This is a genomic window from Streptomyces sp. iso_384, assembly GCF_056172905.1.
Window position 1 is genome coordinate 3458882 of the sequence record NZ_JBWBTT010000001.1, and the last position, 24707, is coordinate 3483588.

The window sequence follows — 24707 nt, forward strand, 5'->3', positions numbered from 1 at the left end:
GGGAGCGCTCATGGCTCAGGGAACCGAAACACCCGCCGGACCACCCGTCGGACCTTCCGGCGGCGCGGACCCGGGAACGTCCGGCACGGACGCGTATCTGCACCGCCGCACCCTGCGCCGGGGCAGCGCCGGCTGGTTCCTGCTGACCGGGCTGGGCGTCGCCTACGTCGTCTCCGGCGACTTCTCCGGCTGGAACATCGGCCTGTCCAAGGGCGGCTTCGGCGGCCTCGCCGCGGCCATGGTCCTGATGGGCGTCATGTACGCGTGTCTGGTCTTCGCCCTGGCCGAACTCTCCGCCATCCTGCCCACGGCGGGCGGCGGTTACGGCTTCGCCCGGCGGGCGCTCGGCACCTGGGGCGGCTTCCTGACCGGCACGGCCATCCTCATCGAGTACATCCTCGCCCCCGCCGCCATCTCCCTCTTCATCGGCGACTACGTCGAATCACTCGGCCTGTTCGGCCTCACCTCCGGCTGGCCCGTCTACCTCGCCTGCTTCGCGATCTTCATCGGCATCCACCTCTGGGGCGTCGGCGAGGCGCTCCGCTTCAGCCTGGTGGTGACCGCCATCGCGGTGGCCGCCCTCCTCGTCTTCGCCGTCGGCGCGTTCACCGAGTTCGACGCTGGCCGCCTCAACGACATCCCGGCGGACGCCTCCGCCTTCGGCTCCAACTCCTGGCTGCCCTACGGACTCCTCGGCATCTGGGCCGCCTTCCCCTTCGGCATGTGGTTCTTCCTCGGCGTGGAGGGCGTGCCGCTCGCCGCCGAGGAGGCCAAGGACCCGGTCCGCTCGATGCCGAAGGCCCTGGCCGTCTCGCTCGCCGTCCTGGTCTTCCTGGCCCTCATCACCTTTGTCTCCGCCACCGGGGCCCAGGGCGCCGACGCCATCAAGGAAGCCGGAAACCCGCTGGTGGTGGCCCTGCAGGGCAGCGGCGAGCCGACCGTCCTGAGCCGCTTCGTGAACTACGCGGGCCTCGCCGGCCTGGTCGCCTCCTTCTTCTCCCTGATCTTCGCCGGATCCCGTCAGCTGTTCGCCCTCTCCCGGGCCGGCTACCTGCCCCGCTTCCTCTCCCTCACCAACCGCCGCAAGTCCCCCTACCTCGGCCTGCTGATCCCCGGCATCATCGGGTTCACGCTCGCCGCCTGGAGCGGCAACGGCGGCCGGATGCTGAACGTCGCCGTCTTCGGCGCCACGATCAGCTACGCCCTCATGGCGCTCTCCCACATGATGCTGCGCCGCCGCGAACCGGAGCTGCCGCGCCCCTACCGCACCCCCGGCGGCGCGCTCACCTCGTCCGTGGCCTTCGTTCTGGCATGCTCGGCACTGGTGGCGACCTTCCTGGTGGACCGCGACGCGGCGTTCATCGCGCTCGGGGTGTACGCGGTGGCCCTGGCCTACTTCGCCCTCTACAGCCGTCACCGGCTCGTCGCGGGAGCCCCGGAGGAGGAGTTCGCCGCCCTGGCGGCGGCCGAGGCCGAACTCGCCCGCGACTGAGCCCCGCGCCCCTTTCGTCCAGCACCACGACCCGACGAGGAGTACGTTCCATGTCCCGGCCCGTCATCGGCATCAGCACCTACCAGGACCCAGCCCGCTGGGGTGTGTGGGAGATGCCCGTGGTGCTGTTGCCCGCCGCCTATCCGCGCCTCGTCCGGGCGGCGGGCGGACGCGCGGTGCTGCTGCCGCCCGACGACGCTGCGGACGCGGCCCGGGACACCGTCGCCGCCCTGGACGGGCTGGTGATCGCCGGCGGAGCGGACGTGGAACCGGCACGGTACGGGGCGGTCGCCGACCCCCGTACCGGCCCCCCGGCCCGCGAACGCGACGCCTGGGAGCTGGCCCTGATCCGGGCGGCGGTCGAACAGCGGGTCCCGCTGCTCGGCATCTGCCGGGGCATGCAGTTGCTGAACGTCGCCCTCGGCGGCACCCTGCACCAGCACCTGGACGACCACACCGGCGGCCCCGGCGTCTTCGGCAGCCACCCGGTGACCCCCGTGCCCGGCACCTCGTACGCGGACGCCGTACCGGAGACCGCGGTGGTGCCCGCCTACCACCATCAGGCGGTCGACCGCCTCGGCGCCGGCCTGGTCGCCTCCGCCCACGCGCCCGACGGGACCGTGGAGGCCCTGGAACTCCCCGGGCACGGGAGCCTGGTGCTCGGCGTGCAGTGGCACCCGGAGATGGGCGAGGACACCCGGGTCATGGCCGCCCTGGTCCGGGCCGCCGCGGGCCGGGCGGCGGACCTGCCCGACGCCCGGCCCGCGGCGGAAACACCCGTACGCGCCTGAGCTGAGCCGACCCGCGCGTGCGTAGGGCGGTGGGACCTCAGCGGCGGGTGTCCGGCAGGCGCGGCCCCGCGACCCCGCCGGAACTCTCGAAGCCCGGCCCGGAGAACTCGGGCCCCGCGAACGCCGGCGAGCTGAAGCCGGAGCCCTCGCCGCGGTCCGCCGGGGGCGTGGCCGTCTCGGCGAGCCGCTGGTGCAGGAACGGCCGGATCCCCCGGTCGCGCAGCGCCGAGAGCCACGCCTCTCGGGCGTCCTGGAGGGCGGGGGACCGGTCGGGCGCGTCCGCCGCGCCGTCCGCCGACTGCTTCGCCGCCGTGCGGTAGAGGGCGGCCACGCTGACCAGGCCCGTGACCGCCGCGATGACCAGACTGGACCAGCCGACGCCGACGAGGGTGCCCGCCAGGGCCGGCAGACTCCCGGCGAGCCGCAGCCCGTACCCGAGGAGCAGGAACGTCGCCGCGGCCACGGCGGCGAGCACCGGCGTCAGCACCCCGAGGACCGCCAGCACTCCGGCACCCGGCCGCTCCTGGTCGCCCGGCCCGGAGAGCGGCGACACCCCGGCTTCCCGCCGCCCGCCCGCCTGTCGTCGCAGAGCCGCGTACCGCCGGTACTCGGCGTCGGCGGCGGCGGTCGTGCGCGCGACGGCCGCCAGGCCCAGAACACGCAGCCGACCGCCGGGGAGCCCCGAGCGTTCGAGCAGGCGTCGGACCTCCGGGGAGGCGATCACCTCGTCGAGCGCGCTCGCGTAGTCGGATCTGTCCTCGTCCCCGAGCCGGGAAGGTCTGCCCATGCTGTCCCTCGGTCGATGCTGTCGATACGGGTGTCTGTACCGGTGTCGATATACAGGTGTGGCGGCGGGTGTGTGCCGCCCACCGGACAGCGGGGGTGCGCGTCTGCCGCGTGCGCACCCCCGCCGGTGTCCGGTGAGATGTTCCTAGAGGTGCTGCACGACCGCGGGCATGAGGTCCTGGAAGGTCCGCCCGTCCGCCGCCGCGCCGATCGCGGTCATCTGCCAGCCAGAGCCGGTCCGCTGGACCTTGGCCATGATCTGGGCGGTGTGCCGCCCGCCACCGGTCAGGGTGTACCGTGCCAGCTCCTGGCCGTTGCTCTCGTCGACCAGCCGGCAGAAGGCCGCCTCGACCTCCTCGAAGGTCTGGCCGGTGAACGAGTTCACCGTGAAGACGATCTGGTCCACATGGGCCGGCACACGCCGCAGATCGACGACGACGGACTCGTCGTCGCCGCCCTCGCCCGCCCCGCCGACCCGGTTGTCCCCGGTGTGCTGGACCGAACCGTCGTCGCTGGTCAGATGCTGGAAGAAGACCACGTCCTGCGGATCACGGCCGGCGAAGAGCACCGCCGAGGCGTCCAGGTCGATCTCACGGGCGGTCAGCCGCGCCAGAAATCCCTTACGGGGAGCGGACTTCCAGCCCAGCCCCATCCGTACGACGTCGAGCTCGCCGCCGCCGGACTTGGTGAGGCTGACCTGCTGGCCCTTGGTGAGGTTGATCGTCATCGTTCCGCCTTCGGTACCTGTGGTGACGTGGGTGGGAGGTGCTGGTCCGGATCCCGGCGGCTCAGAGACTGACGCCGAAGTCGGCGATGATGCCGCTCAGGCCGGATGCGTAACCCTGCCCGACCGCCCGGAACTTCCACTCGGCGCCGTGCCGGTACAGCTCGCCGAACACCATCGCCGTCTCGGTGGAGGCGTCCTCGCTGAGGTCGTAGCGGGCGATCTCCGCGCCGCCCGCCTGGTTCACCACGCGGATGTACGCGTTGCGCACCTGGCCGAAGCTCTGGCCGCGGCCCTCCGCCTCGTGGATCGAGACCGGGAACACGATCTTCGCGACGGTCGCGGGCACCGAGGAGAGGTCGACCTTGACGATCTCGTCGTCGCCCTCGCCCTCACCGGTGAGGTTGTCGCCGGTGTGCTCGACCGAACCGTCAGGGCTCTTCAGGTTGTTATAGAAGATGAAGTGCTCGTTGGACTGCACCTTGCCCGCCTCGTCGCAGAGCAGCGCGCTCGCGTCCAGGTCGTAGTCGGCGCCGGTGGTGGTGCGGACGTCCCAGCCGAGACCGACGAGGATCGCGGTCAGCCCCGGAGCCTCCTTGCTCAGCGAGACATTTCCGCCCTTGGCGAGGCTCACGCCCATGATGTTCTCCCTTGTGCGGTGACGGGTGTTCACGTGCTGGCGGCCACGCCACGGGTGACGGCGCGGACACACTGCGGCAATGAATAAAATCTACAGCACTGTAGATTTTCGGGGCCGGAAGGTTCGGAGCCAGGAGCTTCGCGACCAGGCGGCGGGCGGCCCGGAGGCGAGCGGTCCGGCCCTGGTCGGTGGCCGGTCCCGCCGCCGGGTGGATACGATTTCCCGATGCCCGGCGGGCGAAGTGCCGCGCCCGGGCGGCGAGAAGGAGAGAGGGGCCGTGCCGTGGACGCCGAAGGAGCCGGTGGCGAACGGGAAACGCCTGTCCGCAGGCGTGGCCAGGGCGAGCTGGAGGCCCAGGTGCTGTCGGTGCTGGGCGGGGCGAGCGAGCCGGTGACCGCCGCCTGGGTGCTGGAGCGGCTCGGCGCGGGCCTGTCGTACAGCACCGTCATCACGATCCTGACGCGGCTGCACGCCAAGCAGGCGGTCACCCGTACCGGACGGGGGCGCCCCGTCCTGTGGGAGCCCGTGGCGAACGAGGCGGGGCTCGCCGCCCTGCGGATGCGGCGGCTCCTCGACAGGCAGAGCGACCGTGACGCGGTGCTCTCCAGCTTCGTCTCCGTACTCTCCTCGCACGACGAGGACCTGCTGCGGGCCCTGCTCGCCGAGAGCGGGCCCGACGGTACCGGCGCGCCCTCGGACCGGCCGGAGCGCTGACGATGGGGGTCTTCGTCTACCTGCCCCTCGTCCTTCCCCTGACCGCGTTGCCGATCGCCCGCCTGGCCGAACAGCACCTGCACCCCCGCAGGGCCGCCCGGCTGCTGACCACCGTCGCCGTGATCCTCGCTTCCTGCAGCCTGGTGTGCCTCGGACTGCTGGTGGTCGTGGGCACGGCCCAACTGCCCGGCAACCCGCTGCCCGACGGCTGGTCCGACGACGAGGTCCGCGATGCCGTGCCGCACGACGCGTTCGCGGGCAAGGCGTCCATCCTGGCGCTCGTCGCCGTCACGGCGGCCTGCGGGTTCACCGTCCACCGCCACTACCGCTTCCGGGCCCGGGCCCACCGGGCGCTGGCCGGTCTGCCGGGCGGCGACGTCGCCGTGCTGCCCGACGACGTCCCGTACGCCTATGCGCTCCCCGGCTCCCCGGGGCGGGTGATGGTCTCCGCGGCCCTGCTCGCCTCCCTCGAACCGGCCGAGCGCCGGGCGCTGTTCGCCCATGAGCGGGCCCATCTGACGGGCCGCCACCACCGGCTGCTGCTCGCGACGCGGCTGGCCGGCTGCGTGAACCCGCTGCTGTGGCCGCTGCTCGGGGCCCTGGTCTACAGCACCGAGCGCTGGGCGGACGAGGAGGCGGCCCGGGTCACCGGCGACCGCCGGCTCACCGCACGCGCGGTCGGCAAGGCGGCGCTCGTCTCCCGCCCGGCCCCCGGCGGCACGGCCTTCGCCGCGTTCGCCGCCGCCGGACCGGTGCCGCGCCGGGTGGCGGCCCTCCTGGGCCCGGTGCCGCCGGACCGCGGCTGGCCCCCGGCCCTCACCCCGGCCGGCGTCGCCGCGCTCGTCGCCGCGGCCGGGACGACCGTCTCCGCACTGTCCGCGCTGAACGCGGCCGTCGCGCTGTTCCTCGTCCTGGAGGCGGCGACACCGCTGTAGCCGTCGCGGGGCGCCCGGCCCACCGGATCGCTCCGGCGGGCCGAGCGCCGTCGGGTCAGGACGAGCTGGTGTCCAGCGCGGCGAGTGCCTGGGCCCAGCGGGCGTACTTCAAGTTGGCCAGATCTGCCACCGTCTTGACGCCGAACGCCTCCTGGAGCAGCTCGCCGTCGCGGTCCGAGACGCCCTTCAGGGCCGAGACGGGAGCCGAGAGGATGGTGGGCAGGTCCTTGTCCGCGTAAGCCTTGTCGAGCACCTTGTCCAGGTCGATCTGGGCCACTGCTGCCTCCTGGGAGCGTGTCTCCCCGCCCTGACGGCGGGCGGCCCCGGCCGGGGCCATTCGCACAACTGCGGAGGGTGTCCGCGCGGTTCCCCGGCGTGTCCACGACAGGGGAATTCCCGCCATGTGATTGACCTCAAGTGCGGTTGATGTTCGACAGTCGCGCCCATGACACGTTTCTCGGATCTCGTTCGCCCTGCCGCCGGAACGGCTCTGATCGGTGAATGGCATACCGGTACCGCTGAACGTTCCCTCACGGTCGCTGACGCGGTGATGGTGGAAGGGGCGGCGGCCAGGACGCCCGCCGGGCGCCTGGCGCAGCACGTCTTGCCGTCCACGGACGGCCGCAGGCTCCTCTTCTACGCGCAGTGGACCGGCGACGAGGGCCATCCGGCAGGGGCCGCGCCCATCGCACCGGAACCGTCAGCCGCATCGACACGCTCGTGCCCGGCGTCGAGCGCCCCGGGCTGGTCCGAACCCGCCTCGCCGGCAGCGTGGTTCACGACGCGGAGCGGCCGGCCGGTCTCTTCGTGGTGACCACGATGGCGGCGGAGGCCGCCGAAGCCGCCGTCACTCCGGCGCCGGTCCTGCTCGCGGTGCACATCCATCTGCCATCGGACGGTGAGCAGGCGAAGGTCGTCGCCGCATGAACCGACACCGCCGCCCACAGAGCCGCCGCTCGCGAGAAGGCCGACTGCCGGCGGTACACGCTCCTCCGGGCGTTCGACGAGGCCCTGGGGGCCAGGTCCGCCGGACTCTCCAGGGCTACGGCGTCTCGCGTTCGGTCGCCTCGCCGCGGATCACTCGGGGAGGCGTCCGGGGCGCTTCGCCGCCGTCCGCCGCACCGGCCACGGGGCCGTCCTGTTCCTTGAGCGCCTGCTTCTCGCTCTTGAGGATGCGCGCCGCCTTGCCGGCCGACCGCGTGAGATCGGGCAGCCGTTTCACGGCCAGCACCGCCACGATCACCAGGAGAAGGATGGTGAGCTCGCCGATCCCGAACATGGTCGCTGCTTTCTCTGGAGCGGACTGGACGCCGAATCCGCAGGGCTGAATCTTCAGAGCTGCATCTGCACAGGTGAATCTACAGGGCTGTAGAGCATCCGTCCGCAGGTTCTCGGATCACGCCTCCCGAATCCCGGGTCAACTCCCCGGCAACAGACGTACGGTGGCATCCGGGAGGCGGCCCCACCAGTGGCCGTAGCGGCGGTAGACCTCCGGTTCACGGTCGGCGAGGAACCCCACCAGCGACCGGGCCTCGGCGGCGAGCCCCTCCCAGACCTCGTCCGGCAGAGAGTGGAACGCGGTCGCCTCGACACCCCCGGCCACCGGACGCCACACCCCGGCCACATACCCGTCGACGAGCAGCGTCGGCAGCACATCGCCGTTCGCCCGGATCACGGTCCTGCGGTACGCCTCCGGGAGAACCCGGCCACGATCCGCGTACGCCAGCAGCACGCTGTCCCACATCGCCATCAGCCGGGGCGGCGCCGGCTCCGCCCCGTCCGGCCGCGGAGCGCCCGGCAGGTCGAACAGCTCCTCGCCCTCCGGACCGGTCGGCCGTTCCAGACCCCCGGCGAGGTCGGCCAGTGCCGCCCGCGCCCTGGCCCGCGTGACCATGGCGAACTGCGCCACGTCCGCGACCGATGCGGGCCCGAACCCCGAGAGGTAGCGCAGGACCAGCGTCCGCAGCGACGCGGCGGACGCTTCCGGGTCGGTGCGTGGCGTACCGCTCCGTGGCGCGATGTACGAGGGCCGGTGGCCGAACGACCACGGCGACGCGGTGGGCGCGTGGAGCAGCGGCGTGTACTGCCGCAGCCCCCACCACGCCCCGGCCTTCGGCGGCGCGCCCAGCTGTTCACCCAGCCAGGCCTCGCACTCGGCGGTGGTCCGCGGCCGGTCCGCGAACTCCAGCAGCCGGGGGACCAGCGCGTCCGCGTCCTTTGCCGTCAGCCCGGACGCGGTGAAGCGGCCGCCCAGCCGGGAGGCGCGCACCACCGGATGCATGGCCTCCCGGAAGGCCGGATGGTCGTCCGCGTGCACGGCGTGGAGGGTGAGCCGCATCATGGTCGCCTTGACCACACGGTGGTCCGTGAACGCCGCGTCGAGCCCGGCCGGGTCGAAACCGGCGAGCCGGTTCCACAGCGCGACATACGGCGAGGCCGGCTGCTGGGCCTGGAGCGCGACCACCCGCCGCACCCCCTCGGAGGCGTCCAGCGTCTCCCGCCGCAACAGCAACTGCCGGGCGAGCGTCGATCGGTTGAGCCCTCGTGCGGTCATTCTCATGCCGTCGTCGATCCGTTCCTCCGGCCGTTCCTCCGGCCGACCGGTCGCCTGTCGTCGAAACCGTACGCCCATCAGCGGCGTTCACTCCTGGGCGGTGGCGGACACGTACCCCGGGATCCTGTCTGTTCCCACCGGAACCTGCGTACGCATCGCCTGGGCAACGCTGATCGCGTGGACGGGACCGTACCAGGATGACGACGAACTTCCCCCGGAGATCGCGCACTCCGTCGACCGTGAGGACGAGACGGCACAGGTCTTCGCAGGGCCGGAGGAGTGGGCCGCCCCCAACCGCGCGTTTCCCGTGGTGCTGTGGGGCCCCGCCGGACCGGGCAGAACGGAGCTCGCCCTCCGGTCCGTCCGCACCTGGTACGCACGGACCGGAGGGCGGGTGCTGACGCCGACCTCGACCGGTTCCGGCCGGAATCATGCGCGACCGGCCGACCGGTCCGCCCGCCCCGCGGTCAGCGCTTCCGGAGCCGCCCGCCGCCGCGCAGGCCCGACCTAGGAGCCGGGACGAGACGGAACGCCGTGTTGAGGACGTGGTCGATCACATCGCGCGAGGGCTTGTCCGTGAGGTCGGTGAGCAGCCGGGCCAGCGCGTCGAGGAGGAACGGCGAGCCCATGACGTACCGGTTGAGCACCGGCTGGAAGCCCGAGCGGCTGAAGACCAGGTCGGCGGCCGTGTTGCCCAGCCGGTAGTAGCGGCCCCAGCGGCGGTTCATCTCCACCGGGTAGCCGAGCAGCAGGTGTTCGCGTCGCGGCCCTCGGGGGTGGGCCAGGGCGAGGGCGGCGCTCTCGGCGGCGACCTCGCCCGCCTCCATCGCCTGCGCGATGCCCTCGCCGTTCCAGGGGCTGACCATCCCGCCGGAGTCGCCGACCAGCAACAGTCCCCGCGCGTACAGCGGATGGCGGTTGAAACCGAGAGGCAGGGCCGCGCTGCGGACCGGGCCCTGCGCGTTCTCCTCGCGCAGCCCCCATTCCTCCGGGGTCCGGGCCAGCCACTGGTCCAGGGTCGCGCGCAGGTCCGCCTTGCCGTGCCGCCGGTGGGGGAGCGCTCCGAGCCCGACGTTGACCCGGCCGTCGCCCATCGGGAAGATCCAGCCGTAACCGGGCAGGTAGGGGCCGCTGTTCGGGAAGCGGAGGTCGGCCCACAGCTCCAGATACTCCTCCCGGGAGCGCTCCGGGCTGCGGTAGTAGCGCCGGGCCGCGGTCGCGATCTGCCGCCGGGGGTCCCGCTCCAGGCCCAGCGCCAGGGCGAGGCGGGCGGACGCTCCGTCGGCGGCGATGACGACCGGAGCGCGGAAGCCGACCGGCTCCGGCACGTCCGGGGAGTCCGATGACGCGGCGACGCCGGTGACCCGGCCCGCCCGGTCCGTCAGCGGCCGCTCCGCCTTCCAGCAGCTGAACAGCCGGGCCCCGGCCGCCACGGCGTGCCGGGCCAGGATGTCGTCGAAGTCGTGCCGGCTGCGGGAGAGGCCGAAGTCCGGGTAGCGGCCCAGCGCGGGCCATTCGATCTGCACCCGGTGTTCCCCGGCCACCCAGCGCATACCGCGCGAACGCGTCCAGCCCGGTGCGGTGATGTCGACGCCCATCCGGATGAGCTGGTGCACCGCGCGCGGGGTGAGACCGTCGCCGCACACCTTCTCCCGGGGGAAGCGGGCCTTCTCCAGCAGGATCACGTCGACTCCGGCCCGCGCCAGGTGATACGCGGCCGACGAGCCGGCCGGGCCCGCCCCGACCACGATCACCTGGGCGTCCTCTCCCGTACGGGGTACCTCCCGCGCGTTCGTCGTCGACGGGTCCGGTGGCAGTTCCCGCATCACAACCCCTTCGTCCGACGGCTGTTGCTCCTGCCGGGGCGGCGGCCCCGGTCGACATCATCGATCAGGGCGGGGCCGGTGCGGAACCGGGCGTCCGAATATCCCGAGGCGAAGGAGTGAATGCGCCGTCTACGCTCCGTCGGTGACCACCCGACCGGACGAACCGATCAGCGACGCCCTCGACCGCGCCGACGCCGGTCTGCTGGCCCGACGCCTCGACGCCCGCACCTGCCCGCCGGAGCTGCTCGCCCGGCTGGTCCGGCACCCCGCGCCCCGGATACGGCACCTCGGCCTCACCCTCCTCACCGAACGCACGGACACCCCGCACGCCGGAGACCGCAGCGCGGGAGGGTATGCGGGCGTAGGGGGAGACGGCGAGGGCAGGGCCGGTCATCCGGCGCTCCTGGACCGGCTGTTGCCCGCCTCCCCGGGCGAGTCGCCCGAGGAGTCCCTCCTGCTCGCACGGCTCCACGCCCGGCTCGTCACGCAGGCCCCGCGCCACCGGCTGCCCGACTGGCGCGCCGCCGCGCTGCCCGCCCGGGTACGGATCGCCTGGCTGCGGACCGAACTCCTCGACGACCCGGCGGTCCTCCGCACGGAACCGGCGGGCGAACTCCTCTACCAGGCCGTCCGCGAGAGCGCCGCCGCCGACGCGCGCCGCCCCGACCTGCTGGTGGCCGAACTCGTCGCCGGCGGGGACCCGGTCCTCAGGGCCGAGGCGCTGCGGCTGGCCCGCGACGGGCTGCACGCCGGACTGCTCGCACCGGCGTTCGTACGCGGACGGCTGGTCCGGCTGCTCGACGCGCCCGAGCACGACGTCGTGACCGGTGCGCTGCGCGAACTCGCCGAGCCCTGGGCGGTGGTGACGCCCCTGGACGCGTCGCTGCTGAGCCGGCCGGCGGATGCCCGGGGCGGCCGGTGTGCCGATGGTCCCGGGGCCCGGGGCGGTAGCCGGTGCGCCGAGGGCGGCGGGCCGGCGTCGTCGGAGGCGCTCGCGGCCGCCGCTCTCCTCGCCGGAGCCCGGCACGGCCACCACGTGGTGCTCTGGACCACGGCCGAGGACCCGTCCGAAGCCCCGGCCCTGCGCCGACAGGCCGTGGAACTTCTGGGCGACCAGGCACAGCGCACCGACATCGGCCGCCTGGTGGCCCTGGCCGCCACGGACCCCCTTCTGCTCGCCGGGCCCGTACTGACCTGTCTGCGCGGACTGCACCGGCGCGGCCACTTCCCGGCGGAGGCGGACACCGGGCCGCTCCTCGCCCTGGCTCTGGCCGACCGCACGGTGCCGGCCGAGGACATCGCCACGGTCCTCTACACCTGCCGTCGCCCGCTGTTCGACGCCCTCGTCGACGCCCCGTCCTCCGCCCCGGACTGGCCGCGCCGGCTGGAGCTGCTCGTCGCCCTGGCGCGGCAGGGGGCCGCCGACGTCCCCATCGGCGAGGCCGTCGCACGGCTCCTCCCGGCCGCCCGTGCTCCGCGTCCGTTCCTCGACGCGATCCGCGTCCTGCGCCCACAGGGCGCCGAGGAGGCCGTACTCGCCCTGCTGCCCGTGGCTCCGTCCGCCGCCCTGGACGCCCTGGAGGCCATCGGCGGGGACCGTACGCGATCGACGCTGGCCCGAGGGCTCGGCATCGGCGGCCCGGCGGACGGCCCGCCCATGGCTGCGGACCGCGCACCCCGCCTCCCGGTCGCACCCGGGCTGCGCCCCGTACGCGACCGGGCCGCGGCACTCCTGTGGCATCTCACCCATGAACCCGCGCAGCGGCGGGACCTGGTCGCCCGGCTCGACCCCCAGGTCCTCCCGCCCGGCATCGAGGCCGACCTCGGCGCCCCCGACGAGCGGGAACTCGCCGTCCTGCGGGCCCGCGTGGACGTGGACGACCCGGTGGCGGCGCTGAGCCGGATCGCCGCGTACGCCGATGCCGGGGCGCTCCCCCTGGTGGCCGACCTGCTCCTGCGCATCGTGCGCGATCTTGCCGCGCCCCGCGACCCCACCCACGTCCCGGACCGGCCGAGGGACACCCTGCACCCCGGTTTCGAACCCGCCGAACCGCCCCGGCCGGACGGTGAACCCGAGCTGCCGCACGAGGCGTTGGACGCCGTGCGCGCCCTCGGACGCCGGCTGCGGGGGCGGCGGTGGATCAGGCCCGTCTGTCTGCTCGACGCGCAGGACGACACCGGCGCGGGCCACGCGTTCCTCACCGCGACGGTGCTCGGCCTGCTGGGGCGCCCCGGGCTCACCGGCGGTGAACAGGCCGTGCTGCTCAAGGCGTTGCTCCAGGTCCCCGCGACCGCGTCCACCCGGGCCCGGGTGCACCGCATGCTGCGCACCCGCGACCCGCAGGTGCGCAAGCACGTCATCGCCCTGCTGGCCCACGACTCCTCGGGCCAGGACGCGCGGGCCCTGTCCGCGACGCTCGTCCCGCTGACCTCCGACCCGGACATCCGGACCGTACGGGCGGCCCTGCTGGCCCTGGGCACGGCACGGGCCCGCTGGGCGGGCGAGGCGGTCGCCGGCTGCCTCCACCACCCCAACATGAACATCAGGAAGACCGCGGCCGCCACCCTCCTCCACACCGGCGCGCCCGCCTCCGTCCCGCACCTTCTGCGGGCGCTCGGCCGCGACGACAACCCGGGGCTGCGCTCCGCGCTGACCCGGGCACTGCGCGCCGTCGTGGGCCGGGCCTACGCCGCGACCCTCCTCGCCGCCGCCGAGGCGGCGCGCGACGAGCGCACCCGCCGCCTCCTGCTGTGCGCCCTCGACGGCGAGGTCACCGCCCGCGCCGTGCTCGCCCTCGACGTGGGCGACTCACCGGCCGTGCCTGCCCTGTTGACGCTCGTCGCCGACGGCGCTGTCCGGCTCGCCGCCGGCTCCGTGGCGGACCTGGCGGAACCGCTGGCCCGGCACGGTGTGCCGACGCCGCCCGGCGTGCCGGGCGGGCCGCAGGGCGCGGCCGACCCCGAGGTGGCGGCGCTGCTGCGGACCGGATGGGACCCGGCGCTCGCCCTGCGGATCGCCCGGCGGCCGGTGCCTCCGGATGTCGGTATCGCCCGCGAACTGCCCACAGTACGGGTGCTGTTGGGAGACTGGCTCGGCCTGGCCGACAGCGCCGGCGAGGCCGGAATCCGTGGCCGCCTCGTGCGGTGCGGGCTGCGGCTGTGCCCCGGGCCGTGGTCCGCCGACGAGGTGGCGGTGTTCGCCCGGTACGCCGGTACGGTGACCGACGTGTTCGACGCCGCCACGGGCGAGGAGGCCGGCCGGGCCGGGCAGGCCGGGTGGGCCGAGGAACTGATCGAGGTCCTGCACGCCGTCGCACCGCACCTGTCCGCCGTCCAGCGTTTCGCCGTGGTCGAGGGGCTCCGCAGGCTGCCGCCCGACGGCCCGGACAGCCCGCTCCGGACCGGGGCGGCCGCCTCCGCGTTCGCGCTGCTCCGGCGGTCGGGCGCGGTGCTCGTCCGCGCCGACCTCGACCGGGCCCTGGCCGCCGCCCACCTCGGCGCCGACCCCTGGCGGGCCGGGCCCGCCGTGCTCCGGGAGGCGTTCGGCGTACCGGATGAGCGTGCGGCGTCCGATGATCCTGCGCTGTGGCGGGCGGAGTTGGCCGAAGCGGTACGGACGGCGGATGCGCTGGCGGCGTTCCGGGCGCGCGCTGCCACCACCGGGGCCGGAACCTCGGGTGCTCCCAGCGGTCCCGGCGCTCCGACCGTGAAGGCCGGCTGTGCCCCTGCCGCGCCCGGGTGCCGGGAACTGCTCGCCGGGCTCGTCGAGGCGTACCCGGGGGCCGCGCCCGGTGTGCGAGGCCGACTTGTCGACTGGATGACCGAGCTTCAGCCGCTCGACGCGCCCGAGTGGACCATCGCCGAGACCCGGGCGGCGAGCACGGCCGCCGTAGCCTCGTCGCGTCCGGTGCGGGCGGACGACCTCGACCAGCCCCGGTCGGCCGCCCAACGGACCCGCCTGCTCGCCATGCTGGACGCCGGGCAGCCGGAGCGCCGCACCACCGCCGCGCGGACCCTGAGCAGTTGGCCCGAACCGGATGCCTCGCTCGCCGTGCTGCGCGCGTATCTGCGCGGCCGGGTCGACGTACTCCCCGAAGCCGCCTCGCTGGACCTCCTCGCCCACACCGGGAGTCACACCGAGGACCACCCCGAAGGCCGCCCCACGGACCACTCCGAGGACCACCCCGCCGTCGCCGAACTGACCGCCCGCGGCGTGCTGCCCGAGCGGGCGCTGCGCTGGGCGGCGCGGCTGCCCGAGGACGACCTGCTCCCGCTCGTGCCGCTGATCGTCGGGTGGTGGGAGCACGGCCCGCCCGCCGTGCACGAGGCGGCCCGCACCGCGGTGCGCAACGTTCGGGCCGATGCGCTCGCCCACCTCCTGACGCCGCGCATCGAGGCGGGCGACCTCGGGCTGCTCGACCTGCTGACCGGTCTCCGCCTGCTCCGGACCCCCGCGCTGACCAGGGCCGAGCGCCTTCTGCGTACCGAAGGCCGTGAGGCCCTGGCCGACGCGCTCGTCCTCGTCGACGGGCCCCTGCGCGCGCCCGGGGCCGGATCCGAGGACGCCGCCGCGCTCGACGCCCTGCGTGCCCCGGCCCGGGCCCCGGCCGCCCCGGCGGACCCTCCGACACTGCCGGAACTGCTCGGCCTCGCCCGCACCGGAACGCCCGAGCAGACCCGCCGGGTGCTCACCCGGCTCGTCGAGGAGCGCGCGCCGCGGACCGGGGCCGGGCCGGATCCGGAACTGCGCTTCCTGGTCGAGGAGTTGCTGCGCCATCCGCGTGCCGGGGTGCGGCTGCACGCCCACCGGACCTCGCGTGCCCTGTTCGACCGGGAGACCCACGCCCGGCTCACCGCGCTCCTGCTGTCCGATCCGCTGCCGGACGTGGTGCGCATGGCGGTCCGGACGCTCGGCCGCGCCTCCTGGGGGCCCGCGCTGCCCGACCTCGTCCGACTCCTCGGCCATGCGAAGCCGGTGGTCCGCAGTGCGGCGCGGGACGCGATCGTGGGGTTCGGTGCGACGGCGGTTCCGGTGCTGCGCCGAGCCACGGCCCACGCCCGGCCCGACCGGCGGTCGCTCTACACGGACGTGCTCGCCGAGATCCTCGGCCCGGAGACGTGAAGCTCGTCCTCGGCCCGGGGAGCCTAGCGATCCCCGTGCTGCCGGGCCGCCGCCGCGGCGACCTGGTGCAGCGTCCGTCCCGTACGGGCGGAGCGGGCGTGGTACGGGTCGGGGGAGCCGGGCCCGCCGCGTACGGCGAGGCGGTCGTTGGCCTTGATCAGCAGCCATGCCTCGTGGCCGCCGCTGTCCGGCTCGTCGCCCTTCTGGATGCGGGTGAGCGCGAACTCGCCGTGCAGCTTCGCCCCGTACAGCCAGAACGTCGCATGGCCGAGCTCCAGCGACTCGGCGAAGGGGACGCGGCCGCCCTGGCCGTCGTGCCCGAGCGGCCGGTAGGTGCCCTGGTCCCAGACGATGACCGTGCCGCTGCCGGACTCGCCCCGGGGGATGACCCCTTCGAACTCGCGGTACGCCAGGGCGTGATCCTCCGTCGGCACGGCGAGCCGGCGGTCGCTGGGGTTCTCCGACGGCCCGCGGGGCACCGCCCAGGACTTCAGTACGCCGTCGACCTCCAGCCGGAAGTCGAAGTGCAGCCGCCGGGCGTCATGGATCTGCACGACGAAGTGGGGTCGTGGCAGGCCGTCGTTCTCCACGTCGTGCTCCCTTCGCCCGTATCTCCACTCGGCGCGCTCGTCCGTATCTCCTGTATCTCCACTCTGCGGCCGTACGGTGCGAACCGCACGATGTGCGGCTGTCTTCAGATGCATATGCCATAGGCGTATGCCGTTCCTTCCTCGGTCTGGACCAGGTTATTGACGGCTCCTGCGGCACTCCCTTAAATCAAGAATTGAAATATGCGCCCGAGGTGGTCGCCCCAACCGTTCACCTCTCGGCGTCAACCTGTCATGCGCATGTCCCCCCACGAAGTGATGTGATGACCGTGCTCCCCACGCACTCCACGGCGCGCAGCGTCTCCCGGCGCCGTCGCGTCGCCCTCTACGCGGCCTCGCTGCTCTGCTGTTCCGCCATCCTGACCGCACTCCCCGGCGGAGCGTCCGCCGCACCCGCCGCCGGCTCCCCGGCACCCGGCCCGGGGGCCCAGGCGGTCGTCTTCGAGGACCAGTTCGACGGACCGGCCGGTGCCGCCGTCGACGGCGGCAAGTGGCAGCTGGAGACCGGCGACAACGTCAACAACCACGAGCGGCAGTACTACACCCCGGGCAACGACAACGCCGCACTCGACGGCCGGGGCAACCTCGTGATCACCGCCCGGAAGGAGAACCCGGGCAACTACCAGTGCTGGTACGGGCCCTGTGAGTACACCTCGTCCCGGCTCAACACCTCGGGCAAGTTCGCCGCCGCCTACGGCCATGTCGAGGCCCGGATCAAGATCCCGCGCGGCCAGGGCATCTGGCCCGCGTTCTGGATGCTGGGCGACGACTTCGGCAACGTCGGCTGGCCGGACAGCGGTGAGATCGACGTGATGGAGAACGTCGGCTTCGAGCCCGGCACCGTCCACGGCACCCTGCACGGCCCGGGATGCTCCGGCGCCGGCGGCATCGGCGCCGCGTACACCCTGCCCAACGGCCAGGCGTTCGCCGACGACTTCCACACCTTCGCCATCGACTGGGCCCCCGACTCCATCACCTGGTCCGTCGACGGCAACGTCTTCCAGCAGCGCACCCCAGCCGACCTGGGCGGCAACCAGTGGGTGTTCAACAAGCCCTTCTTCCTCATCCTGAACCTCGCGGTCGGCGGCTACTGGCCCGGCGACCCCGACGGCTCCACCCAGTTCCCGCAGGAGATGGTCATCGACTACGTCCGTGTGACGACCGGCGACTGACCACCGGAACCAGCAGCCCCGGTGCCCGTCCGCGGCAGTCCGCGGACGGGCGCCGGCTCATTCCGACAAGGACGGTGACCGCATGACCGATGCTCCGCGACACCCACGGACCCAACGGCTGGGGCAGCCCGCCCAGCCCGACGACCGTGATGAACGCGACCGGCGTCATGTGGTTCACCCTCGCCTTCGTCCTCAGCAACGGCTACTGCAACCCCCAGTGGGACGGCGGCCGTCCGCTCGTCGGCGGCGTGGACCAGCAGACGATCACCACCGTACGGGCCGCCGGCGGTGATGTGATCCCGTCGTTCGGCGGCTGGAGCGGCAACAAGCTGGAGAGCTCCTGCGGCAGCGCGGGCGAACTGGCCGCCGCGTACCAGAAGGTCATCGACGCGTACGGGCTCAAGGCCATCGACATCGACATCGAAGCCGCCGCCTACGACTCCCCGACGGTCCAGCAGCGCACTGTGGACGCCCTGCGGACGATCCGCGCGAACAACCCGGGCATCAAGCTGTACATCACCTTCGGCACCGGCCAGAACGGCCCCGACACCAGCCTCATCGACCGGGCCGCGCAGGCCGGTCTCACCGTCGACAGCTGGACGATCATGCCGTTCAACTTCGGCGGCAACGGCCAGAACATGGGCACACTCAGCGTCCGTGCCGCCGAGGGGCTCAAGACGGCCGTCAAGAACGCCTACGGCTACAGCGACGACCAGGCCTACCGGCACACCGGCATCTCCTCGATGAACGGCACCACCGACGTCGGCGAGACCATCACCGTCGCCGACTTCCGCACCATCCTCGCCTACGCCCGGCAGCGGCACCTCGGCCGGCTGACCTTCTGGTCCGTCAACCGCGACCGGCCCTGCACCGGCGGCGGCGCCGACACCTGTTCCGGTGTCGGGCAGCAGCCGTGGGACTTCACCCGGGTCCTCGCGGATTACCGGGGCTGACCCCCCCCGGCCCGCCCGCCCCACCGGGCGGCCCAGAGACGTGGACGGCGGCAGCGGTGCTCCTGCCGCCGTCCACCCCTTTCCACGCGAGAACGTCCACTAACGAAGCGGAATAGCATGATCCTCATGGAACAGCGCACACTCGGCAGGACCGGCCGTGACGTCTCGGTCGTCGGACAGGGCACCTGGCAGCTCGGAGGAGACTGGGGCGAGGTCGCGGAGGACGACGCCTTCGGGCTCCTCGACGCGGCCGTCGCGTCCGGCGTCACCTTCTTCGACACCGCGGACGTGTACGGCGACGGCCGCAGCGAACAGCTCATCGGCCGCTATCTCAAGAACCGCCCCGACGCGGACGTCTTCGTCGCCACCAAGATGGGCCGCCGCCTCGACCAGGTGCCGGAGAACTACGTCCTGGACAACTTCCGTACCTGGAACGACCGTTCCCGGGCCAACCTCGGCACCGACAGGCTCGACCTCGTACAACTGCACTGCCCGCCCAGCGCCGTCTACTCCTCGGACGCCGTCTACGACGCCCTGGACACCCTGGTCGCCGAGCAGCGGATCGCCGCCTACGCGGTGAGCGTCGAGACCTGCGCCGAGGCCCTCACCGCCATCGCGCGCCCGGGCGTCGCGAGCGTACAGATCATCCTCAACCCGTTCCGCCTCAAGCCGCTGGACGAGGTCCTTCCGGCGGCCGCCGCCGAGGGCGTCGGCATCATCGCCCGGGTTCCGCTCGCCTCCGGCCTGCTGTCGGGCAGGTACACCAAGGAGACGGTCTTCGGCCCCGACGACCACCGGACCTACAACCGGCACGGCGAGGCGTTCGACCAGGCGAGACGTTCTCCGGCATCGATTACGCGACCGGCGTCGCCGCTGCCGCCGAGTTCGCCGAACTGGCCCCCGAAGGAGCCACCCCCGCACAGACCGCGCTGCGCTGGATCATCCAGCAGCCCGGCGTGACCAGCGTGATCCCCGGCGCACGCTCGGTGGAACAGGCCCGCGCCAACGCGGCGGCGGCCGATCTGCCGCCGCTGCCGCAGTCCACGCTCGACGCGGTGCGGGAGCTGTACGACCGGTCGATCCGCGCGGAGGTCCACGACCGCTGGTGACCGTGGGCCGGAGACGGGGCACGGTGGACCGGCGCGCGGGAGACCGGAGGCGGGGGAGTGGCGGGCGGGACTCAGTCGTCCTGCTCGTCGTCCTCGTCCCGGTCCCCGTCGTGCCCGTTTCCGTTCCCGTTCTCCTGGCCCTGCCGGCCGGGCTGCTGTCCGCCGCCGTCGCGGACGTCCTGAGAGGGGCCCGAGGACGGGCTCTGATCCGGTGTGCCGGCGGAGCTGGAGTCCGGGGAGAACAGGATCATCCCCAGATACACCGCGGCCAGGAACGTCGCCGTGCCCGCGATGGCACTGGCCACCCTGGGGCGCCGCCGGATCGCCTCGCGGGTGCTGCGACGGCGGGCCGGAGCCGATCGGGTCGGCGCCTGCCGTCTTCGGCCGGTGGGCCCCGGAAGGCGGTACGTCGTCGGACCGACCGGTGCGGGCGGCGCGGCGGGCGAGGGCTTCGGGGCCATGGGGGCGGACGCCCGGTGGGACGTGGGCGTCGTCTGCATCGGGAGGGGCTCCGGGCGACCGCGCCAGGCGTCGGTGCGGAACCAGTCGGACACCTGCTGGGCGGTGGGCCGCTCCTCAGGTTTCTTCGCCAGCAGCCCGAGCAGATACGAGTCGAAGGCAGCGGAGATGTCCACACCGTGCTGCCGCAGCGGGACCGGCGGGGTGTCGACATGCTGGTACAGCGTGGCGGTCGCGGTGTCGGACTTGAACGGCGGCTGACCGAGCAGTAGTTGGTAGACGACACAGCCCAGGGAGTACATGTCGGAGGCGGAGTCGGCGGTGCGTCCCAGCGCGCGCTCGGGGGCCAGATAGAGGCTGGTGCCCACGATGTGACCGGCCGTCGTGAGCGCGGTCGACGGGTCGTCGACGAACTGGGCGATGCCGAAGTCGCCGATCTTCACCGAGCCGTCCGCGTCCAGCATCAGGTTGCCCGGCTTGATGTCGCGGTGGACGATGCCCTGGCGGTGCGCGGCGGCCAGCCCGGCGGCCGCCTGGCCCGCGATCAGGGCGACCTGTTCGGGATGGACCCGCTCCTGGGCGGCCAGCAGATCTCCGAGGCTCTGCCCCTCGACCAGCTCCATCACCAGGAAGAACCGGTCCTCCCAGGCGCCGAAGTCGAACACGGCCACCAGGTGCGGGTGGCTCAGCCGGGCGGCGGTCTGGGCCTCCAGCCGGAAGCGGGCGGTCGACGAGGCGTCCGCCTGGTCGCCCAGCAGCAGCTTCACGGCCACGGCGCGTCCCAGCACCTCGTCCGTGGCGCGCCACACCTCGCCCATGCCGCCACGACCGATGGGGGATACCAATCGGTACCGACCAGCTACCAGCACCTGTGCACCTATCTCGAATTGTGGCCCGCTCCGGCTGTCGGTCCCCCCGGAGCCCCGGGCTCCGGCGGAGTCGTGGGCGGTGCGGCGAACGACATGATCAGGATATCTGTCCGGCGGAGCCCGGATGCCCCGACGGCCCTTTCCCCGGGCTCGGCTGACGGCCCGGCACCTCTCCCCGACCGCCCCGGTGCCGGTAATGCCCGCCGGACCCCGTCTCAGCCGAGTATCCGGTGGTACGCGGCATCGGCGGTGAACGCGGACTGCCCGCCCGCGAACAGCAGCTCGGCGGCCTCGAACGCCGGGTCGGACGCGGTCTCGGGAACATAGGGCACAGCGATGCACCGCATGCCCGCCGCATGAGCGGCCGCCGCTCCGGCCGGGGCGTCCTCCAGCACCACACAGTCCGCCGGCGCGGCCCCCAGCCGCCGGGCCGCCTCCAGGAACACGTCCGGCTCGGGCTTGCCGTGGGAGACCTCGTCGGCGGAGACGTACAGCGGGATGTACGCGTCGAGCCCGGTGACCGCGAGCACCGCCTCGATCGCGGCCCGGGACGAACCGGAGGCCACCGCCATCGGCACCCCGGCCGCGTGCAGGCGCTCCACGAGCACCCGCATCTGCGGGAAGACCTCCGTCGACGCCCCGGCGAGCTCCAGATACAGGGCGTTCTTCCCGGCGAGCAGTTCCTCCAGCGGGGCCTCGATCCCGTACTCCGCGCGCAGGACGGTCAGCGTCTCCAGGGTGCTGATGCCGATGAACCGGGCGTTGACCTCCCAGCCGAAGTCCCGCACCCCGTACCGGGCGAGCAGCCGGCGCCCCGCCTCGTAGTAGTTCGGCTCGCTGTCCACCAGCGTCCCGTCGAGATCGAAGATCACATGGAGGTTGGACGCGGTCACGGTGCGGGATGTCATGGCCCCAGCATGCCGTAGCCCGGACCGGCCGGACGGATCACCCGTGACCCGTCCCGGGGCCCGGCCGGTCCCGGTCGCCCGCCGCGCGCCCCACGGACTCCACCAGCGGCAGCACCCGGTGCGCCACCCGCTCGCGCAGCGCCACGTCCGTCCGCGTCCTGACGACCCCCGGCAGCTGGATCAGCCGCTGGATCACGTCCTCCAGATGCCCGTTGTCCCGGGCGACCACGCGGGTCAGCAGGTCGCCTCCGCCCGTCGTCGAGAACGCCTCGATGATCTCGGGCACGGCCGCCAGGGCGTCGCCCACCTCGACCAGATGCCCCTGGGTGACCTCCAGGTGGACGAAGGCGAGCACGGGGTGGCCGAGTGCGGCGGGGGAGAGGGACGGCCCGGTGCCGGTGATCACGCCGTCGCGCTCCAGCCGGTCGAGCCGGGCCTGCAGGGTGCCGCGGGCCACGCCGAGGATGCGCGCGTACTCCCGGACGCTCGTGCGCGGCTGCTCGATCAGCAGGCGCAGGATGCGGGTGTCGAGAGCGTCCACCGCCATGATCCGCAGATCTCCTTCCGAGCCGTCCGGGTGCGGCTCCGACTGTACCCAGCGTGAAGGAGGCGCCTTGTGCGACGGCGGCGCGTGCTCATCGCACGGATGGTCCGTTGGCACGCTGATGGCTGATCCTTCGGTCATTCCACTGGTCCATTGGTACAGGATATTCCTCCTGATTTGATCCATGGGCCCGATGGGTGCTGCAATGGTGATGTCGATGGCGCTGCGGACTTCCGCGGCGCCTTTTTCATGCGAGTACCGCGGTGACGCGGAAGGGGTGGAAGCGTGCTGAAGAGGGTGTTCGTGGCGCCGGACCCGGGACGGGTACGGCTGCGCTTCGCCGTCCGGGCCGTTCTCGGCATCGGCCTCGCGGTCGCGCTGTGCGGCCTCGCCGGGCATTCGCTTGTGGCAGCCATCACCGGCGGCCTCGCGGCACTGCTCGCCCTCTTCACCGTGACCGACCCGACGGTGCGCCGGCAGGCGGTCACCACCGCCCTGCTCCCCGTCGCGGCCCAGCCCGCTCCGCCGGAGGTTCGGGGCCGGCTGCGCATCACCACCCGGCAGGCCGTCCAGGCCACCCTGGGCGGGGCCTTCGCACACGGCATCGGGAAGGTCCTGTCCGACGAGCGGTGGTACTGGGCGGTCGGTGCCACCCGGTGGGTCTTCGTCGACACCACCTCCCGCGGCGAAACGCTTGTCCGCGGATTCCGCCGCGTCCTGGGGACCGTCATCGGCATCTTCTGCACGGCGGCGGTTTCGTACAGCTGGATGATGTTCTTCGTGTTGTCAATGGGGCGGTGGCCGGGATCGCGGGGCCTGACGGGTCTTTCCGCAGATCAGGCAGGGTTTCACTGGTTCCGCTTGATGTGCGGGTACAGGCGTCTTCGGCAGTCTGTGGGCGGACCGATGCTGACTCTTTGCTGACTTTCCCGATGGTGTGTCAGTTGTGCGGGTCGGCGGGTTGGGTCTTCGGAGGAGAGTCGTGTTGAAGAGGTTGTTCGTAGCGCCGGATCCGGGCCGGCTGCGTTTGCGGAGTGCCGCGCGTTCCGTTGTGGGGGTCGGCGGTGCGGTGGCCGTGTGCGGGGTGACGGGGCATTCTCTGGTGGCCGTGATCACGGGTGGTCTGGCTGCTCTTCTGGCTCTGTTCACTGTCACCGATTCGGCCGTTCGTGCTCAGGCCCTGACCACCGGGCTGCTGCCGGCGGTCGGTTTCCCCGTACTCGCGCTCGCGAGCGCCTTGCATGAAATGCCATGGGTCCGGGACGTGGCTTTCCTGGCGGTGATCGGTGCGGGGGTCTATGCGCGACGATGGGGGCCGCGCGGGAATGCGCTGGGAATTTTCGCGTTCATGATGTTCTTCGTCGCCCAGTTCCTGCATGCCACACTCATCCAGCTGCCCGGCTTCTTCACTGCTGTCGTTCTTGCTCTGCTGGTTTCCTCGGCGGTCCGTTTTGGTCTGTGGTGTTTCGAGCGCCGCTATCCGCCCGCGGCTGTGCCTGCTCCGGCGGGTGGTCGAGGTCTGGGGCGTGCGACGACCCGCCAGGCGATACAGGCCACCGCGGCGTGCGGGTTCGCTCTGGGGGCGGGGCAGGTGCTGTCGCACGACCGCTGGTACTGGGCGGTGGGCACGGCCTGGTGGATTTTCGTGAACACCGCCTCACGTGGTGAGACCCTGGTCCGCGGTTTCCGCCGGGTGGTGGGCACGGTCCTGGGTATTCCCGCCGGGTTGCTGATCGCTGTTCCGCTCCACGGAAACCTCGTGGGCACGGCGATCCTGGTGGCGGTATGCGTCTTTGGGATCTTCTATACAGCCGCGGTGTCGTACTCCTGGATGATCTTCGCCGTCACGTTGATGATCTCGCTCCTCTACGGCCTGCTGGGAGTCCTGAACCCTGAACTGCTCGTGCTGCGACTGGCGGAGACCGGGGTCGGGGCGCTCGGGGCTGCCCTCGCGGTGCTGCTGGTGCTTCCCGTGACCACGCACGCGACGACCCATGCGTGGATCCAGCGCGCACTGAGCCGCGTCCACGAGTGCACCGCCCAAGCCGCTGCGCAGCTCGCCGGCACCCCGGGCGCCGACCCGGAGCCCCACATCGCCGAGCTGGAACTTCTGCTGGGACGCGTACGGCTCTCCCTCGCGCCCCTGGTCCACCCGCTCAACCCGCTTCGAGCCCGCAAGGCCCGCGCCCGCAGAATCCTGGCCCTGCTCGACGACTGCGCCCGTGAGGTCCGCGGCCTGGCTCTGGTCGCCGCCGACCCCGACGCCTCGCACGACGACCGCCTCACGGCCGCCTGCTGGAGGGTCCAGTCCGCGGTAGAGATCCTCACCTCCCCCCAACCCGGTACGACCCCGGCAGCGCCCGCCCCCGCGCAGCGTTCCACCCCGGCCTACCCCGCCCTGGCCCACCTCCACGACCTGGAGCACGCTCTCACCGAACTCGTCAGCCCGCTCAGCCACGCCCCTTACGCGGCGTCCGCAAACGCGTAAAGATCGAGTCAGC

At 73.1% G+C, this 24707-nt stretch carries 20 protein-coding genes and 3 pseudogenes; 12 read left to right on the forward strand and 11 right to left on the reverse strand.

Annotated features, from left to right (window positions below; translation table 11 throughout):
- Positions 1-10: 10 nt before the first annotated feature.
- The gene (eat, locus tag AC0VY3_RS15380; RefSeq protein ID WP_475549807.1) at positions 11-1492 is read left to right on the forward strand and encodes an ethanolamine permease; all 1482 of its coding nucleotides are present in this window, start codon (positions 11-13) and stop codon (positions 1490-1492) included.
- 50 nt (positions 1493-1542) lie between these two features.
- On the forward strand, positions 1543-2283 hold the full coding sequence (locus AC0VY3_RS15385) for a gamma-glutamyl-gamma-aminobutyrate hydrolase family protein (RefSeq protein WP_475549808.1): 741 nt from the start codon (positions 1543-1545) through the stop codon (positions 2281-2283).
- A 37-nt stretch (positions 2284-2320) separates the two neighbouring features.
- Here the strand turns inward: AC0VY3_RS15385 and AC0VY3_RS15390 are convergent, their stop codons facing one another.
- The 3 genes from AC0VY3_RS15390 to AC0VY3_RS15400 form a co-directional block, all read right to left on the reverse strand.
- A complete protein-coding gene (locus AC0VY3_RS15390; RefSeq protein WP_475549809.1) occupies positions 2321-3070 on the reverse strand; it encodes a hypothetical protein in 750 nt (249 codons plus the stop codon).
- A gap of 144 nt (positions 3071-3214) precedes the next feature.
- Positions 3215-3796: a TerD family protein gene (locus AC0VY3_RS15395; RefSeq protein WP_103508142.1), complete on the reverse strand. Its 582-nt coding sequence runs from the start codon at positions 3794-3796 to the stop codon at positions 3215-3217.
- 61 nt (positions 3797-3857) lie between these two features.
- On the reverse strand, positions 3858-4433 hold the full coding sequence (locus AC0VY3_RS15400; RefSeq protein WP_103508141.1) for a TerD family protein: 576 nt from the start codon (positions 4431-4433) through the stop codon (positions 3858-3860).
- 282 nt (positions 4434-4715) lie between these two features.
- Here AC0VY3_RS15400 and AC0VY3_RS15405 point away from each other — a divergent pair, with 282 nt between their 5' ends.
- Positions 4716-5147, forward strand: coding sequence for a BlaI/MecI/CopY family transcriptional regulator (locus tag AC0VY3_RS15405; RefSeq protein WP_103508140.1), 432 nt, complete (start codon positions 4716-4718; stop codon positions 5145-5147).
- 2 nt (positions 5148-5149) lie between these two features.
- Positions 5150-6082 carry a M56 family metallopeptidase gene (locus AC0VY3_RS15410; RefSeq protein ID WP_475549810.1) on the forward strand — a complete coding sequence of 311 codons (933 nt, stop codon included), beginning with the start codon at positions 5150-5152 and terminating at the stop codon, positions 6080-6082.
- Between the two features lie 55 nt (positions 6083-6137).
- On the opposite strand, the gene AC0VY3_RS15415 is transcribed toward AC0VY3_RS15410, so the two are convergent.
- On the reverse strand, positions 6138-6359 hold the full coding sequence (locus AC0VY3_RS15415) for a hypothetical protein (RefSeq protein WP_030629153.1): 222 nt from the start codon (positions 6357-6359) through the stop codon (positions 6138-6140).
- A 443-nt stretch (positions 6360-6802) separates the two neighbouring features.
- Between AC0VY3_RS15415 and AC0VY3_RS15420 the strand changes: the two genes are divergently transcribed.
- Positions 6803-7009 carry a hypothetical protein gene (locus tag AC0VY3_RS15420; protein WP_103507648.1) on the forward strand — a complete coding sequence of 69 codons (207 nt, stop codon included), beginning with the start codon at positions 6803-6805 and terminating at the stop codon, positions 7007-7009.
- A 115-nt stretch (positions 7010-7124) separates the two neighbouring features.
- On the opposite strand, the gene AC0VY3_RS15425 is transcribed toward AC0VY3_RS15420, so the two are convergent.
- On the reverse strand, positions 7125-7361 hold the full coding sequence (locus AC0VY3_RS15425) for a twin-arginine translocase TatA/TatE family subunit (RefSeq protein WP_103507649.1): 237 nt from the start codon (positions 7359-7361) through the stop codon (positions 7125-7127).
- A gap of 138 nt (positions 7362-7499) precedes the next feature.
- Positions 7500-8642, reverse strand: coding sequence for a winged helix DNA-binding domain-containing protein (locus AC0VY3_RS15430; RefSeq protein WP_475549811.1), 1143 nt, complete (start codon positions 8640-8642; stop codon positions 7500-7502).
- Positions 8643-8736: 94 nt separating this feature from the next.
- On the opposite strand from AC0VY3_RS15430, the gene AC0VY3_RS15435 reads away from it, so the two are divergent.
- Entirely contained in the window at positions 8737-9147 is a 411-nt protein-coding gene (locus AC0VY3_RS15435) for a hypothetical protein (RefSeq protein WP_181010738.1), read from the forward strand.
- Here AC0VY3_RS15435 and AC0VY3_RS15440 read toward each other — a convergent pair.
- Positions 9104-10462: a geranylgeranyl reductase family protein gene (locus tag AC0VY3_RS15440; RefSeq protein WP_475549812.1), complete on the reverse strand. Its 1359-nt coding sequence runs from the start codon at positions 10460-10462 to the stop codon at positions 9104-9106. The genes AC0VY3_RS15435 and AC0VY3_RS15440 overlap by 44 nt on opposite strands.
- Positions 10463-10604: 142 nt before the next feature.
- Between AC0VY3_RS15440 and AC0VY3_RS15445 the strand changes: the two genes are divergently transcribed.
- A complete protein-coding gene (locus AC0VY3_RS15445; protein WP_475549813.1) occupies positions 10605-15584 on the forward strand; it encodes a HEAT repeat domain-containing protein in 4980 nt (1659 codons plus the stop codon).
- 23 nt (positions 15585-15607) lie between these two features.
- Here the strand turns inward: AC0VY3_RS15445 and AC0VY3_RS15450 are convergent, their stop codons facing one another.
- Positions 15608-16174 (reverse strand): DNA polymerase ligase N-terminal domain-containing protein, encoded by a 567-nt coding sequence (locus AC0VY3_RS15450; RefSeq protein WP_103510845.1) that lies wholly within the window; start codon positions 16172-16174, stop codon positions 15608-15610.
- A gap of 281 nt (positions 16175-16455) precedes the next feature.
- Here AC0VY3_RS15450 and AC0VY3_RS15455 point away from each other — a divergent pair, with 281 nt between their 5' ends.
- The 3 genes and pseudogenes from AC0VY3_RS15455 (at position 16456) to AC0VY3_RS15465 (ending at position 19426) form a co-directional block, all read left to right on the forward strand.
- On the forward strand, positions 16456-17364 hold the full coding sequence (locus AC0VY3_RS15455) for a glycoside hydrolase family 16 protein (protein ID WP_475549814.1): 909 nt from the start codon (positions 16456-16458) through the stop codon (positions 17362-17364).
- A gap of 113 nt (positions 17365-17477) precedes the next feature.
- Positions 17478-18317, forward strand: a pseudogene (locus AC0VY3_RS15460) (chitinase); the annotation flags it as partial.
- A gap of 117 nt (positions 18318-18434) precedes the next feature.
- A pseudogene (locus AC0VY3_RS15465) lies at positions 18435-19426 on the forward strand (aldo/keto reductase).
- Between the two features lie 71 nt (positions 19427-19497).
- Here AC0VY3_RS15465 and AC0VY3_RS15470 read toward each other — a convergent pair.
- The 3 genes from AC0VY3_RS15470 to AC0VY3_RS15480 form a co-directional block, all read right to left on the reverse strand.
- Positions 19498-20703: a serine/threonine-protein kinase gene (locus AC0VY3_RS15470; RefSeq protein ID WP_103510841.1), complete on the reverse strand. Its 1206-nt coding sequence runs from the start codon at positions 20701-20703 to the stop codon at positions 19498-19500.
- 266 nt (positions 20704-20969) lie between these two features.
- Entirely contained in the window at positions 20970-21662 is a 693-nt protein-coding gene (locus AC0VY3_RS15475) for an HAD family hydrolase (RefSeq protein ID WP_103510840.1), read from the reverse strand.
- Between the two features lie 37 nt (positions 21663-21699).
- On the reverse strand, positions 21700-22209 hold the full coding sequence (locus tag AC0VY3_RS15480) for an Lrp/AsnC family transcriptional regulator (RefSeq protein ID WP_103510839.1): 510 nt from the start codon (positions 22207-22209) through the stop codon (positions 21700-21702).
- 282 nt (positions 22210-22491) lie between these two features.
- Here AC0VY3_RS15480 and AC0VY3_RS15485 point away from each other — a divergent pair.
- Both AC0VY3_RS15485 and AC0VY3_RS15490 read left to right on the forward strand, forming a co-directional pair.
- Positions 22492-22989: pseudogene (locus AC0VY3_RS15485) on the forward strand (FUSC family protein); the annotation flags it as partial.
- Positions 22990-23188: 199 nt separating this feature from the next.
- Positions 23189-24694, forward strand: a complete 1506-nt coding sequence (locus tag AC0VY3_RS15490) for an FUSC family protein (RefSeq protein WP_103510838.1) — start codon at positions 23189-23191, stop codon at positions 24692-24694.
- Positions 24695-24707: the final 13 nt, after the last annotated feature.

Excerpts from the sequence above, each read along its gene's own strand:
- eat (WP_475549807.1), top strand. The coding sequence starts at position 11 with ATGGCTCAGGGAACCGAAACACCCGCCGGACCACCCGTCGGACCTTCC.
- AC0VY3_RS15385 (WP_475549808.1), top strand. The coding sequence starts at position 1,543 with ATGTCCCGGCCCGTCATCGGCATCAGCACCTACCAGGACCCAGCCCGC.
- AC0VY3_RS15390 (WP_475549809.1), bottom strand. The coding sequence starts at position 3,070 with ATGGGCAGACCTTCCCGGCTCGGGGACGAGGACAGATCCGACTACGCG.
- AC0VY3_RS15395 (WP_103508142.1), bottom strand. The coding sequence starts at position 3,796 with ATGACGATCAACCTCACCAAGGGCCAGCAGGTCAGCCTCACCAAGTCC.
- AC0VY3_RS15400 (WP_103508141.1), bottom strand. The coding sequence starts at position 4,433 with ATGGGCGTGAGCCTCGCCAAGGGCGGAAATGTCTCGCTGAGCAAGGAG.
- AC0VY3_RS15410 (WP_475549810.1), top strand. The coding sequence starts at position 5,150 with ATGGGGGTCTTCGTCTACCTGCCCCTCGTCCTTCCCCTGACCGCGTTG.
- AC0VY3_RS15425 (WP_103507649.1), bottom strand. The coding sequence starts at position 7,361 with ATGTTCGGGATCGGCGAGCTCACCATCCTTCTCCTGGTGATCGTGGCG.
- AC0VY3_RS15430 (WP_475549811.1), bottom strand. The coding sequence starts at position 8,642 with ATGAGAATGACCGCACGAGGGCTCAACCGATCGACGCTCGCCCGGCAG.
- AC0VY3_RS15440 (WP_475549812.1), bottom strand. The coding sequence starts at position 10,462 with ATGCGGGAACTGCCACCGGACCCGTCGACGACGAACGCGCGGGAGGTA.
- AC0VY3_RS15455 (WP_475549814.1), top strand. The coding sequence starts at position 16,456 with ATGACCGTGCTCCCCACGCACTCCACGGCGCGCAGCGTCTCCCGGCGC.
- AC0VY3_RS15470 (WP_103510841.1), bottom strand. The coding sequence starts at position 20,703 with ATGGGCGAGGTGTGGCGCGCCACGGACGAGGTGCTGGGACGCGCCGTG.
- AC0VY3_RS15475 (WP_103510840.1), bottom strand. The coding sequence starts at position 21,662 with ATGACATCCCGCACCGTGACCGCGTCCAACCTCCATGTGATCTTCGAT.
- AC0VY3_RS15480 (WP_103510839.1), bottom strand. The coding sequence starts at position 22,209 with ATGGCGGTGGACGCTCTCGACACCCGCATCCTGCGCCTGCTGATCGAG.